13 protein-coding genes are annotated in these 10958 nt (G+C 58.6%); 12 read left to right on the top strand and 1 reads right to left on the bottom strand.

The genetic code is table 11. From position 1 onward, the window contains the following. From QZ766_RS22420 to QZ766_RS22380, 9 genes are all read left to right on the top strand, one after another. A partial coding sequence (locus tag QZ766_RS22420) for a PTS fructose transporter subunit IIA (RefSeq protein ID WP_297207526.1) occupies nucleotides 1–349 on the top strand: 349 nt, incomplete at its 5' end. Continuing rightward, nucleotides 346–798 carry a PTS sugar transporter subunit IIB gene (locus QZ766_RS22415; protein WP_297207525.1) on the top strand — a complete coding sequence of 151 codons (453 nt, stop codon included), beginning with the start codon at nucleotides 346–348 and terminating at the stop codon, nucleotides 796–798. The genes QZ766_RS22420 and QZ766_RS22415, both read left to right, overlap by 4 nt. A gap of 116 nt (nucleotides 799–914) precedes the next feature. Continuing rightward, nucleotides 915–1400, top strand: a complete 486-nt coding sequence (locus tag QZ766_RS22410; protein ID WP_297207523.1) for a PTS sugar transporter subunit IIB — start codon at nucleotides 915–917, stop codon at nucleotides 1398–1400. A 13-nt stretch (nucleotides 1401–1413) separates the two neighbouring features. After that, on the top strand, nucleotides 1414–2220 hold the full coding sequence (locus tag QZ766_RS22405; protein WP_297207521.1) for a PTS sugar transporter subunit IIC: 807 nt from the start codon (nucleotides 1414–1416) through the stop codon (nucleotides 2218–2220). After that, on the top strand, nucleotides 2204–3037 hold the full coding sequence (locus QZ766_RS22400; protein WP_297207519.1) for a PTS system mannose/fructose/sorbose family transporter subunit IID: 834 nt from the start codon (nucleotides 2204–2206) through the stop codon (nucleotides 3035–3037). Before QZ766_RS22405 ends, QZ766_RS22400 begins: the two co-directional genes overlap by 17 nt. 10 nt (nucleotides 3038–3047) lie before the next feature. Beyond that, nucleotides 3048–4823: a beta-galactosidase family protein gene (locus tag QZ766_RS22395; protein ID WP_297207517.1), complete on the top strand. Its 1776-nt coding sequence runs from the start codon at nucleotides 3048–3050 to the stop codon at nucleotides 4821–4823. Then, the gene (locus QZ766_RS22390) at nucleotides 4820–5221 is read left to right on the top strand and encodes a hypothetical protein (protein ID WP_297207515.1); all 402 of its coding nucleotides are present in this window, start codon (nucleotides 4820–4822) and stop codon (nucleotides 5219–5221) included. Before QZ766_RS22395 ends, QZ766_RS22390 begins: the two co-directional genes overlap by 4 nt. 374 nt (nucleotides 5222–5595) lie before the next feature. Then, complete coding sequence (locus QZ766_RS22385) at nucleotides 5596–6759, top strand: porin (RefSeq protein WP_297207513.1); 1164 nt, start codon at nucleotides 5596–5598, stop codon at nucleotides 6757–6759. A 105-nt stretch (nucleotides 6760–6864) separates the two neighbouring features. After that, nucleotides 6865–7758: a YcbJ family phosphotransferase gene (locus QZ766_RS22380; RefSeq protein ID WP_297207511.1), complete on the top strand. Its 894-nt coding sequence runs from the start codon at nucleotides 6865–6867 to the stop codon at nucleotides 7756–7758. Here the strand turns inward: QZ766_RS22380 and elyC are convergent. Beyond that, the gene (gene elyC / locus QZ766_RS22375; protein WP_297207509.1) at nucleotides 7735–8514 is read right to left on the bottom strand and encodes an envelope biogenesis factor ElyC; all 780 of its coding nucleotides are present in this window, start codon (nucleotides 8512–8514) and stop codon (nucleotides 7735–7737) included. The two genes, QZ766_RS22380 and elyC, sit on opposite strands and share 24 nt — an antisense overlap. A gap of 119 nt (nucleotides 8515–8633) precedes the next feature. On the opposite strand from elyC, the gene cmoM reads away from it, so the two are divergent. The 3 genes from cmoM to QZ766_RS22360 all read left to right on the top strand — a co-directional run. Then, nucleotides 8634–9428 (top strand): tRNA uridine 5-oxyacetic acid(34) methyltransferase CmoM, encoded by a 795-nt coding sequence (gene cmoM, locus QZ766_RS22370; protein ID WP_297207506.1) that lies wholly within the window; start codon nucleotides 8634–8636, stop codon nucleotides 9426–9428. Continuing rightward, complete coding sequence (gene mukF / locus QZ766_RS22365) at nucleotides 9421–10743, top strand: chromosome partition protein MukF (protein ID WP_297207505.1); 1323 nt, start codon at nucleotides 9421–9423, stop codon at nucleotides 10741–10743. The genes cmoM and mukF overlap by 8 nt, the downstream gene beginning before the upstream one ends. Beyond that, nucleotides 10724–10958, top strand: a 235-nt coding sequence (locus QZ766_RS22360) for a chromosome partition protein MukE (RefSeq protein WP_297207503.1), incomplete at its 3' end; no start/stop codon positions are given. The genes mukF and QZ766_RS22360, both read left to right, overlap by 20 nt.

The raw sequence follows: 10958 nt of genomic DNA, 5'->3' as shown, positions 1-10958 counted from the left end.
CGATATTACCTCTATTCACCATCTGGAGGAGCGTCTGCAGCAGGCCGCTGAAGAGGCGCTGACCCGCGGCCATCAAATGGTGCTTTTCACCGATATTCCCGGCGGCAGCGTTAATAACACCGCGATGAAGATAGCCCTCAGCGCGCCGCACGTTCACGTCATTTCCGGCGCAGGCGTTGTGACCCTGCTGGAGTTTTATATGGCGGAAGAGGCGCCGCTGGCAGAGCGTATCGACCTGTGTCAGCAGGCGACGCACGGCGCGATACGCTATGCCAACGCGCAGCCGGATTTCATTGCTCTGCGCGACGCGTTGGCCGCGCGCGCCGCTGCCGGAAGCGACGCGTCGTGATAACCCTGCGGGTGGACGACCGGCTGGTGCACACTCAGGTGGTGCTGAGCTGGGTGCAGGCCCTGAAGCTGGATCGCATTATCGTGGCCAGCGACGAGGTCGCCGAAGATCCGCTGCACGCGCTGACCATTGAGCTGGCGCTGCCGCCCGGACTGACGTATTGCCTCTGTCCGGTTGACGAGGTTGCCGCAGCGGTTGATCCGCTGGCGCGCCAGATGATTGTGGTGGCATCCCTCGCGTGCGCCAGCCGGGTGCTGACGCAGTTGCCGGAGCTTGATGAAGTGAATCTGGCTAACTGCTCGCGCTATCCCGGTCGCCAGCAGGCCAGCCAGTACTCCGCCAGCGTCTGGCTGACGGAAGGCGAGCGGGGGCTGCTGGAGGATCTCAGATGTCGTCGTGTGAATATCGTAAGCCATCCGCTGCCGCCGGTATTCGAATCGGGTAAATAACGCTCTGCAGCCGGGCGGGTTGATTTCTTCACTGATTAAACGTTTATAAAAAGCGCGGGATTTTTCGCGTCTCAAAAGTCTGAAGCCAGTTTAATGTAATTAATTAGGGGAAAGTTATGGCCATAGTGAATATCCGCGTCGATGAACGGCTGATCCACGGTCAGGTCGCCAATATGTGGGCATCGCGTTTAAATATAACCCGAATTATGGTCGCCGATGACGGGGTGGCCGAGAGCGAAATAGATAAAATGACGCTGAAAATGGCGGTGCCGGCCGGCGTTAAGCTCAGCGTATTGCCGTATAAAACCGCGGTGGAAAATATACTTGCCGGGAAATACGATTCTCAGCGCGTATTGCTGCTGATTAAATCGGTTCCGGGCTTAATGGCGCTGCATGAAAATGGACTGCCAATGCCGGAGGTCAATGTCGCCAACGTTACACAGCGGCAGGACGGAATTCAAATTACCAAAAGCGTCAGCTTATCTGCGCAGGATATCAGTGAATTGCAAAGGCTTGCGGCCAATAACGTCAGCGTTATTAACCAGCGGGTACCCAATGATAATAAAGTGAGCGTTATCGACCTTATTAACAACTTAAAATAGGCGGGGAATCACGATGGCAATTGAAACTTGGCAGATTCTGGTGATTTGCCTGTTTGCTTTTCTCCAGATTCTGGATGTGATTACGGTAAATATCGGTATCGGCTACCCGCTGAACGCCGGAATGATCACCGGCATCATTATGGGCGATATGACCACCGGCCTGGCCGTCGGGGCCACGCTCCAGCTGATGGTGCTCGGCGTCGGTACCTACGGCGGCGCGTCTATCCCGGACTTCACCACCGGTGCCATTATCGGCACTATCTTCGCGATTATCAGCGGAAAAGGGCTTGAGTTTGCGATCGGCATCGGGGTTCCCGTTGGCCTGCTGCTGATCCAGCTCGATATTCTGGCGCGCTTTCTCAACACCTTTTTCCTGCACCGGGTTATTAAGGCTATCGACAGGCTCGATATTCGGGCAATTGAGCGCAATATCCTGGCGGGGGCGCTGCCGTGGGGGCTGTCGCGCATGCTGCCGGTGCTGCTGGTGCTGGTATTTGGCGAACACTTCGTGCAGGCGGTGCTCCACTATGTTCCAGAGTGGCTTACCGGCGGCCTGAAAGTGGCCGGCGGCGTCCTTCCGGTCGTGGGTATCGGCATCCTGCTGCGCTACCTGCCGACCCGGCAGTTCTTCCCCTGGCTGCTGATTGGCTTCTTCGCCGCCGCCTGGCTGAAAACCCCGATGCTCGGCGTCGCGGTGCTCGGTATCGCCGGGGCAATCATGCACTACCGCACCGTTTCACGCAGCGAAAAACAGACCGCAGACGCGCCGCGTGCGGCTATGCAGACCACTTCCGGAGAGATTGATGATGACGAAATCTGATACCGCCCAGGCCGTCGCAATACCGACATTAGACAAGCGCACCCTGCGCCGGGTGAATCTGCGCTGGCTGTTCGCCTCGGCGATATGCTGGAACTACGAGCGCATGATGAGTACCGGTTATCTGTACGCCATGCTGCCGGCATCGCAGAAGCTGTACGGCGACGATCCGCAGGCGCTGAAAAAAAATCTGGAGATGCACTCCCAGTTCTTTAACACCAGCCCGCACACCGGGGCGCTGATCCTCGGGGTTGGATTATCGCTGGAAGAGGAAGAGGGCATTAAAGCCACGGAGGCCGTTTCCGGGCTGAAAACCGGGCTGATGGGGCCGTTTGCCGCCATCGGCGATGCGCTCTTCGGCGCGCTGGTGCCGACGATTTTTGGCTCTGTCGGGGCCTGGATGGCGCTGAACGGCAACCCGATGGGGGCAATTTTCTGGATCCTCGCCCACCTGCTGATTATCGTTGGCTTTCGCCTGCCGCAGCTGGGATTTGCCTACCGTAAAGGCATGAATATGGTCGGCAGCATGAACACCCAGCTGAAGTCCATCACCGAAGCGGCGACGCTGCTGGGGGTCACCGTCGTCGGGGCGCTGATTGCCTCGGTGGTTCACGTGACGGTACCGCTCACCTTTCAAAGCGGTAAGGTGGTGCTGAAAATTCAGGATACCCTCGATCAGCTGATGCCAAGCCTGCTGCCGGTACTGCTGGTGGCGCTTGTCTACTGGCTGCTGGGCCTGCGGCGGATGAACTCTACCCGGGTTATCTGGGTGATGATGATCATCTCCATTGTCGGCTACAACCTCGGCATTCTCGGTTAACGGAGACGGTATGGGAACCTTTACGATTGAGCAGGACTTTATGCTCGACGGCGAGCCGGTCAAACTGATCTCCGGCGCGATACACTATTTTCGCCTGGTGCCGGAGTACTGGGCGCACAGCCTCGATAACCTGAAAGCGCTCGGCGCTAACTGTGTTGAAACCTATCTGCCGTGGAATATCCACCAGCCGGAGCCTGACCGCTTCTGCTTTACCGGTCTTGCCGACGTGGAACGCTTTGTGGTGCTGGCGCAGCAGAAAGGGCTGTACGTGATTTTGCGTCCTTCGCCGTATATTTGCGCCGAGTGGGAGTTCGGCGGTTTCCCCGCCTGGCTGCTGCGCGACCGGGCGATGCGGCTGCGCAGCAACCAGCCGGCGTTTTTACAGGCGGTAGAGAACTATTATGCAGAGCTTCTGCCGCGCCTCGTTCCCCTCCAGTACGACCGGGGCGGGCCGGTTATTATGATGCAGCTGGAAAACGAATACGGCTCTTTCGGCAACGATAAAGCCTATCTTTCCAGCCTTGCAGAAATGATGCGCCGCTTCGGGGTCAGCGTGCCGCTGTTCACCTCCGACGGCGGCTGGCAGGAGGCGCTCGAAGCCGGTTCACTGCGCGAAGAGAATATTCTCGCCAGCGCGAACTTCGGCTCCCGCACCGATGAGAGCTTCGATAATCTCGCGGCCTTCCAGCCCAACCGGCCGCTGATGTGCATGGAGTTCTGGATAGGCTGGTTCAACCGCTACGGCGACGCCATTATCCGCCGGGATGCCGACGATGCGGCGAAAGAGGTCAGCCTCCAGCTGGCGCGGGGCAGCATGAACATCTACATGTTCCAGGGCGGTACCAACTTCGGCTTTATGAACGGCTGCTCGGCCCGCGGCGACAGAGATCTGCCGCAGGTCACTTCCTACGATTATGACGCCCTCCTGAGCGAGTGGGGCGAGCCCGGCAGCAAGTATCTGGCGGTGCAGCGCGCGATTAAAGAACAGGTTCCCGGGGCCGAACAGTACCTGCCGAAAGACCTGCCTCGCCGGGCCTTTGGCACTATCGCCCCGTCGCGCAAGGTAAGCCTGTTTAGTACCCTTTCTGCCATTAGCCAGCCGGTCAGCAGCGCCTGGCCGCTGAGTATGGAGGATGTGGGACAAAGCTACGGCTATATCCTTTACCGCACCCACAAGCGCGGCCCGGCCGAAGTAGAAAAATGCCGCGTGGTGGATGCCAGCGATCGGGTGCAGCTGTACGCTAACGGCCGACACCTGGCGACCCAGTACCGGGAGCAGATTGGCGAGCAGCTTTCATTTTCCCTTAGCGAAGCGGACAACCAGTTTGATTTGCTGATTGAGAATCTGGGTCGTGTTAACTACGGGGCGCGGCTGCTGGCGCCGTCCCAGCGCAAGGGGCTGCGCGGCGGTTTGCTGATAGACCTCCATTTTGAAGCCGACTGGCAGATTTTCCCTCTGCCGCTGGACAACATCGACAGCGTCGATTTCTCCGCGGGCTGGGAACCGCAGCAGCCGGCCTTCTACGAATATCGCTTCGATATCGACAGTCCGGCGGATGCGTTTCTCGACACCCGAACGCTGGGCAAGGGCACGGCATTTATCAACGGCTTCAACCTCGGACGCTACTGGGATCGCGGGCCGCTGGGCTATCTCTACATTCCCGCGCCGCTGCTGCGGGAAGGGGAAAACCGGCTGGTTATCTTTGAAACCGAGGGCGGCGAGGTGGGTGAACTCGCGCTGCTCGACCGGCCCGTTTACATTGAAATCGCAGAGGAGCCCGCATGACGCAGTGTGTCTTAATCAGCCACGGTGAGGTGGCGGTCGCGGTGAGGCAGGCGGCATTCGAGATCCTCGGCGCGCGGGATAACGTACACGCGCTGTCCGTGGGGGCCGGTGACGGCCCTGCGGGGCTCGAAGCGGCGCTGGCCGCGCTGCTTGCCCCTTATACCAGCGAACCGCTGGTGCTGATTTGCGATATTGTCGGCGGGACGCCGGTCAACGTTGCGCTGAAAATGTGGCTGCGCAACCGCGAGCGGGCGGCAGTGCTCACCGGTTTGAATGTGCCGATGGTGCTGGCCTTTATGCAGCAGGACGAGGCGGGTTTGTCCCCGGAGGCGCTGCTGCAGGCGGGGCGCGAAGGTATTACTGATATTAGCGCCAGGGCACGGGGCCTGTCGGAGTAGTAAAAATATTGGCCTCATTCGTTAAGCGCGATAACGGGTGAGGCGAAAATAAGCGCGAGTAATGCGCTACAAGCTGTTGTATATCAGTCGTAGTGTTAAAGATGTCGTTCCAATAATAAATGTGGCTTCTGACGCTGAATACTCTATTTATATCCGTCATAATTCAAGCTGCTTGTGTGTTGGCTGCGTACGTTCACCCCGGTCACTTACTCCAGTAAGCTCACGGGGATTCACTCGCTTGCCGCCTTCAATCCACTCGAATTATTTAGGATAGCGCTGTTAAGGGGCCGGCGAAGTATGCCGAGTTGCCGCTAATTAAAATAAAGTTAAATAACGCCAGAAGATTATCTTCAATTATTTCAAATAAAGGAAAGATGATGAAAACTCAATTCCAGGGTAGTTTTCGTCGGGTGGGCTTCGGCTGTATTGTCGCGCTCTCGGCATTTATTGCAGACTCAGCACAGGCAGAAATAGATATTCTAAAAGCCGATCCTAAAGGTGATAACTTTTATTCACCGATGTCGCTCTCGGTCGGGGGTAGTATTCGTCCGCGCTTTCGCAACGATATGGGTGGAGCAGATACTGGTCAATATTGGCAAAAAGGCTACGACGGCGGCACGCGCTTTCGTATCACTACCGGCTATAACTTTGATGAAGATCTAAAAGCGGTAGGCTACTGGGAGTTCGGCACCAATATATTCAAAGTAGCCGACATGGACAGCCACTATCCGAAGAAAACCAGCCGCTTTAACCGACGCGAGCTGTATGCGGGGCTGGACAGCGAGAAGTGGGGCAGGCTGACCTACGGCAAACAGGACAGCGTGTACTACCAGACCGTGGGGGTTAAAACTGACGTCTGGGAGAACGACTGGCACGCCAAGGCCGCGGCGGTCGGTGTTTACCCTGCCTACGACGGCAGTGATAAACCAGACCGTACCCTGATGTATAAACTCACCCGCGATGACGCTGATTTTTACGCCATGGCGTATTTGCCGACCCACAGCTACTACACCCCCGGCGGCTGGATGTTCCACCGCAAGAAGGGCGCAGCGCTGGGCGTAGACTGGCGAACCACCAAAACGCTGACCCTGTCGGCGAGCTATACCCGCATTAAAGTCACCTCGTGGGACGCGCAGACTAAGCATTCGGACTATGAGCAGATTGCCGCAACCAGCATCGCCTGGGCCCCCGGTCCCTGGTACGCTGCCCTTTCCGGGGAGTACTACGGCAACTTTATTCCCCAGACAATGCGCAAAAGAACCGATTACAACTTCTTTGCCGGCGACGCCTACGGCGCCACCGCTTTTCTCTCCCGCACCTTTCCCGTCGATAAGGGACCGCTGCTCAGCATCGGGCCTTACGTGGCGGGTACCCGGCTGGAGATCCTCGGCGGCGAGCACTATCACGCGAATCAGCTCTACACCGGGGTCAACTTCCAGTTCCGCTACGGCTTCCGCGTGGCCGTCGAGCGCACCTTCTCCAGCTCCACGGACCATCTGCCGGATTCGAACTGGCTGGACTTCTATTATGACTTCTAAAACCGGAGGAACGTGCTTTCCGGCCGCGGTTTGATCTGGATCGGGTGACATCGCGCGCGGCGGCGCTCATTATGAAACCGGATTATCTTGATGGAGAACCGGGAAATGGAACAGCTGCGCGCGGAATTAAGCCACCTGCTCGGCGAAAAGCTGAGCCGGGTTGAGTGCGTCAATCACAGGCCCGATTCCTCCCTGTGGTCGCTGTACGATGCAGAAGGGAATCCGATGCCGCTGCTGGCAAAAACCTTTGCCATTTTTGGTCTGGCGCAGCAGATGGCGTGGAAAATTCCGCGCCTTGCCCGGGACGGTACGGTAAGGATGCCGGCGGTGTACGGCGTGCTGACCCACGAAACCACCGGCGCGCCGGACGTGCTGCTGCTGGAGCGCCTGCAGGGCGTTTCCGTCGAGGCACCGGCCCGCACCCCGGCCCGCTGGGAGCAGCTTAAAGACCAAATTGTCGAAGGGCTGCTGGCGTGGCACCGGCAGGACAGCGGCGGCTGCGTGGGTACGGTGGACAGCACCCAGGAAAATCTCTGGCCGCTGTGGTACCGCCAGCGCCTGGAAGTGCTGTGGAGCACGCTGGGACAGTATAGCGACAACGGCCTGAACATGCAGGATCGGCGTATTTTATTTCGCAGTCGTGAGAGTCTGCCCGCGCTGTTTGAAGACTTTAGCGATAACTGCGTGCTGATCCACGGTAATTTGACCCTGGCCAGCATGCTGAAGGACCCGCGCAGCGACCAGCTGCTGGCGATGGTTGCGCCCGGTATGATGCTGTGGGCGCCGCGGGAGTATGAGCTTTTTCGCCTTGCGGGCTGCGAACAGTCTGAAAGTTTACTGTGGCACTATCTGCAGCGCGCGCCGGTGGCGGAAGGCTTTATTGGCCGGCGCTGGCTCTATCTGCTGTGGGACGAGGTGGCCCGGCTGGTGAATACCGGGCGCTTTAACCGCACTCAATTTGATCTGGCCGCTAAATCACTGCTGCCCTGGCTCCGCTGAGCTGCCCTTGAGGCGCTGCCACAGCCGCCCCAGAGTTTCATAAGCGGCGCGGTCGCTGTGCATCAGCCACAGCGGCGAGGGCAGCATCTTCTCCCAGGAATTAACAGGCGAAGCGATTGCCAGCTGGTTAGCCGGGGCCGGGAGCGGATCCAGCCCGGCACGCTGAAAGAAGACCATCGCCCTCGGCAGATGTGAGGCGGAGGTGACCAGCAGAAACGGCGCATCGCCAATGCGGGCCTTCACCGCAGCGGCTTCCTGCTCGGTATCTCTGGGGGTATCCAGCACAATAATATCCCGGCGCGGGACGCCGAGGCTAACCGCCACCCGCGCCGCCGTTTCTGCGGCACTGAACGGATTATGCTGCGCCGACGCGCCGGTAAAAATCAGCTTTGCGCCGGGGCTGGCGCGCCACAGGCGAATACCCTCGGCCAGCCGCGGCAGGCTGTTGTTAATCAGGTTAGAACCGGGCGCCCACGCCGGGTTCCAGGTGTATCCTCCTCCCAGCACCACCACATACTCCACCGGCGCGGCACCGCGCCAGGTGGGATAGGTTTGCTCAATCGGGCGCAGCAAACGGTCGGCCACCGGCTGCAGGCTGAGCAGCAGCAGCGCCAGCCAGCTCAGGCTCACCAGCGCCTTGCCGCCGCGCTGGAACCGGCTGAACCACAGCAGGCCGAGGCCTACTGCCATCAGCAGCAGCAGCAGGGGAAGCGGCAGCATCAGGCCGCCAATGTATTTTTTCAGCGTAAAAAGCATCCTTGTTGGTTCCTTTTTTAACCATCCGACAGGCATCTGACGGGATATTACAACAGATAGCTTTTCTCTGGCCGTGGGTATGACAAAATAGCCGCTTTGGGGCTAGCGGAGCGCGCAGCGTGCAGGATCGCAATTTCGATGACATCGCGGAGAAGTTTTCGCGCAATATCTATGGCACCACCAAAGGACAGCTGCGCCAGGCGATCCTGTGGCAGGATCTGGATCTTCTGCTGCCGACCTTTGGCCCGGCGCCGCTGCGCATTCTCGACGCCGGCGGCGGGGCGGGGCAGACCGCAATTCAGATGGCAGAGCGCGGCCATCATGTTACCCTATGCGATCTTTCATCAGAGATGATCGCGCAGGCCAGGCGCGCGGCAGACGACAAAGGTGTGAGCGGCCGCATGCATTTTATACAATGCCCGATTCAGGACGTGGCGCAACATTTGGAAAGCCCGGTCGATCTGATATTGTTTCACGCGGTTCTGGAATGGGTAGCCGAACCTCAGCCGGTTTTACAGACGCTGTGGTCGGTGCTGAGGCCGGGCGGCGCGCTGTCGCTGATGTTCTATAACGCCAACGGCCTGCTGATGCATAACATGGTCGCCACCAATTTTGACTATGTACAGGCGGGTATGCCGAAAAAGAAAAAGCGCACCCTTTCGCCGGACTACCCGCGCGACCCGCAGCAGGTGTACTGCTGGCTGGAAGAGGCGGGCTGGCAGATTGCCGGTAAAACGGGCGTACGTGTATTCCACGATTATCTGCGAGAGAAACACAAGCAGCACGACAACTACGCGCAGCTGCTGGAACTGGAAACGCGCTATTGTCGCCAGGAGCCCTGGATAAGCCTGGGACGCTATATTCACGTCACCGCGCGCAAGCCACTGGTAGATACAAGGAATAACGATGAGTGATTTTTCCCAGACAGTCCCCGAACTGGTTGCCTGGGCCAGGAAAAACGATTTTTCTATCGCGCTGCCGGTAGACAGGCTTTCGTTCCTGTTAGCCGTAGCAACGCTCAATGGCGAACGTCTGGAGGGCGAGCTCACCGAAGGCGAGCTTATCGATGCTTTTCGCCACGTCAGTGATGCGTTTGAGCAAACCAGCGAAACGATTAGCGTGCGCGCTAACAACGCGATTAACGATATGGTTCGTCAACGTCTGCTGAACCGCTTTACCAGCGAAATCACCGAAGGCAACGCCATTTACCGCTTGACCCCGCTGGGGATCGGCATTACCGACTACTACATTCGCCAGCGCGAGTTCTCAACCCTGCGCCTGTCGATGCAGCTCTCTATTGTCGGCGGCGAGCTCAAGCGCGCGGCGGACGCCGCCGAAGAGGGCGGAGACGAGTTCCACTGGCACCGCAACGTCTACGCACCGCTGAAATATTCGGTCGCTGAGATCTTCGACAGCATTGACCTGACCCAGCGAACCATGGACGAGCAGCAGCAGTCGGTGAAAGACGATATTGCCCAGCTGCTGAATAAAGACTGGCGGGCGGCAATCTCCAGCTGCGAAATGCTGCTGTCGGAAACTTCCGGCACCCTGCGAGAGCTGCAGGATACGCTGGAGGCGGCAGGGGACAAGCTGCAGGCCAACCTGCTGCGTGTCCAGGAGTACACCATGACCCACGACGATCTGGATTTCGTGGATCGCCTGGTGTTCGACCTGCAAAGCAAACTCGACCGCATCGTCAGCTGGGGCCAGCAGGCTATCGACCTGTGGATCGGCTACGATCGCCACGTGCATAAATTTATCCGTACCGCTATTGATATGGATAAAAACCGCGTCTTCGCCCAGCGCCTGCGCCAGTCGGTACAGACCTACTTCGACGCTCCCTGGGCGCTGACCTACGCTAACGCCGATCGCCTCTACGACATGCGCGATGAAGAGATGACGCTGCGCGATGAGGAAGTGACCGGCGAGCTGCCGCCGGACCTCGAGTTCGAAGAGTTTAACGAAATTCGCGAACAGCTGGCGGCGATGATCGAACAACAGCTTGTTATCTATAAAAAGAAGCAGCTGCCGCTGGATTTGGGCCTGGTGGTGCGCGAATACCTTGCGCAGTACCCGCGCGCGCGCCATTTTGACGTGGCGCGTATTGTGGTTGACCAGGCCGTGCGCCTGGGCGTCGCGCAGGGCGATTTCACCGGACTGCCGCCGAAGTGGCAGCCGATTAATGATTACGGAGCCAAGGTACAGGCACATGTCATCGACAAATATTGAACAGGTGATGCCAGTTAAGCTGGCACAGGCTCTGGCCAACCCTCTTTTTCCGGCGCTGGATAGCGCCCTGCGCGCGGGCCGTCACGTCGGCCTCGACGAGCTGGATAATCATGCCTTTCTGATGGACTTCCAGGAGTATCTGGAAGAGTTTTATGCGCGCTATAACGTCGAGCTTATCCGCGCCCCGGAAGGATTTTTCTACCTGCGCCCGCGTT

The sequence above is a fragment of the uncultured Pluralibacter sp. genome, from assembly GCF_913775985.1.
In the GTDB taxonomy this organism is placed as follows: Bacteria; Pseudomonadota; Gammaproteobacteria; order Enterobacterales; family Enterobacteriaceae; genus Pluralibacter.
The sequence above is the reverse complement of the archived record's forward strand: the minus strand, read 5'-3'. Positions and strand labels throughout refer to the sequence as shown.